The following is a 1,669-nucleotide window of genomic DNA, read 5'->3' as shown; positions in this document are numbered from 1 at the left end:
CGCGAGTCGCGCAGCGGCCTCGACAAGCTGGTCGACGGGCACGACGCGATCGACCAGGCCCATCGCCTTCGCCGCCTTGCCGGTGACGCTGCGCCCCGTCAGCATCAGGTCGAACGCCGCGGGCGCACCGATCAGCCGCGGCAGGCGAACGCTGCCGCCCCAGCCCGGAAAGATGCCCAGCTTCACTTCGGGAAGGCCGATGCGCGTGGAAGCGTCGTCGCTCGCAACGCGATAGCCACAGGCCAGCGCGACCTCGGTGCCGCCGCCCATGCAGAAGCCGTGGATCGCCGCGACGCTGCGGAACGGCAGCTCCGCGATGCGCTGGAAAACGCGTTGGCCGCGCGCGATCGCGTCGCCGACCGTGCCGCGCTCGTCGAATGCCTGGAACTCCTTGATGTCCGCGCCGGCGATGAAGCCGCTGGCTTTCGCCGAGCGGATCACCAGGCCTTTCGGCGGTTCGAGGCGCAGTCGTTCGAGGATGCCGTCGAGCTCGATCAGCACGTCCTGCGAGAACGTGTTGACGGCGGTCTCCGCCTTGTCGAACGACAGCACGACGATGCCGTCGTCACGGGATTCGGCATGCCAGTTGAGCATCGGCAAGCCGTCGAAGCGGGAAGAGACGGGCATTTGCGGCCATCCGATTGCGTACGGAACATCCGGCTATCATCCGGAGGTTGTTTCCCGTGCGTCAATCGGCACCTTCGCCCGACCCCTGCGCCCCGGCCGCGGACGGTGAACTTTTCCGCGATGGCGTTGTCCCAATGCCCGACCATGTCGGGCTGACACAGGAGTGCCGGCCCGACATGGCCGAAGAGGAAGGGTCTGCAATGGAGACCGGCCAGCCGCGCGAGGCGCCGCTGGATCGGGAGCTGGTCGAGCGCGTGCAGCGCGGCGACAGCGCGGCGTTCGATGTCCTGGTGCGCAAGTACCAGCATCGGACGATCGGGCTGATCGGGCGCTACGTGCATGACTGGAGCGAATGCCAGGACGTCGCCCAGGAAGTCTTCATGCGTGCGTATCGCGCGCTGGGAAATTTCCGCGGCGATGCCCAGTTCTCCACGTGGCTGCACCGGATCGCCGTGAATACCGCCAAGAATCATCTCGTTGCGCAGAACCGCAGGCCGCCAACCGACGATATCGACGTCATGGACGCCGAGCAGTTCGATCCGTCCTTCCGCCTCCGCGACACCGACACGCCGGAGCACGAGCTCTTGCGGCAGGAGGTCGAGCGAACGGTGATGGAGGCCGTGAACCGCCTTCCGGTCGAATTGCGCGACGCGATCACCCTGCGCGAGGTGGAAGGCCTCAGCTACGACGAGATCGCCGAGCGCATGGGCTGCCCGATCGGGACGGTGCGCTCGCGCATCTTCCGGGCGCGCGAGGCGATCGACACGCTGCTCAGGCCCCTTCTCGATACCGATGGCAGCACGTCCGGCACACGGGAGCGACAGCGATGAATCCGACCGAAAACCGCGGCACCGACCAGGAGACGCTGAGCGCCTTGTTCGACGGCGAACTGCGCGCCGATGCGCGCCGCTTCGCGTTGCGCCGGCTCGAACACGACGCGGGCTGGAAGGACGACTGCGGCCGCTGGCAGCTGGTCGGCGACGTGTTGCGGCGTCAGGCGCCGATTGCGGCGCCGGGCGATCGTCGCCGCCGCCCTGCGCCA

The 1,669-nt window shown here is 68.0% G+C and carries 3 protein-coding genes; 2 read left to right on the top strand and 1 reads right to left on the bottom strand.

Annotated elements, in window-relative coordinates; translation table 11 throughout:
* Window positions 1–627 (bottom strand): enoyl-CoA hydratase-related protein (locus FW784_RS13925; RefSeq protein WP_187770843.1); only part of this gene is annotated, 627 nt, incomplete at its 3' end.
* A gap of 176 nt (window positions 628–803) precedes the next feature.
* On the opposite strand from FW784_RS13925, the gene rpoE reads away from it, so the two are divergent.
* Together rpoE and FW784_RS13915 are read left to right on the top strand one after the other, a co-directional pair.
* A complete protein-coding gene (gene rpoE, locus FW784_RS13920; RefSeq protein ID WP_187770844.1) occupies window positions 804–1,457 on the top strand; it encodes an RNA polymerase sigma factor RpoE in 654 nt (217 codons plus the stop codon).
* Window positions 1,454–1,669 (top strand): sigma-E factor negative regulatory protein (locus tag FW784_RS13915; protein ID WP_149353920.1); only part of this gene is annotated, 216 nt, incomplete at its 3' end. The genes rpoE and FW784_RS13915, both read left to right, overlap by 4 nt.

The sequence above is a fragment of the Cognatilysobacter lacus genome (assembly GCF_008274655.1).
Classification (GTDB): Bacteria; Pseudomonadota; Gammaproteobacteria; order Xanthomonadales; family Xanthomonadaceae; genus Cognatilysobacter; species Cognatilysobacter lacus.
Note: the sequence above shows the minus strand (reverse complement) of the source record. Positions and strands in the feature narration are given on the sequence as shown.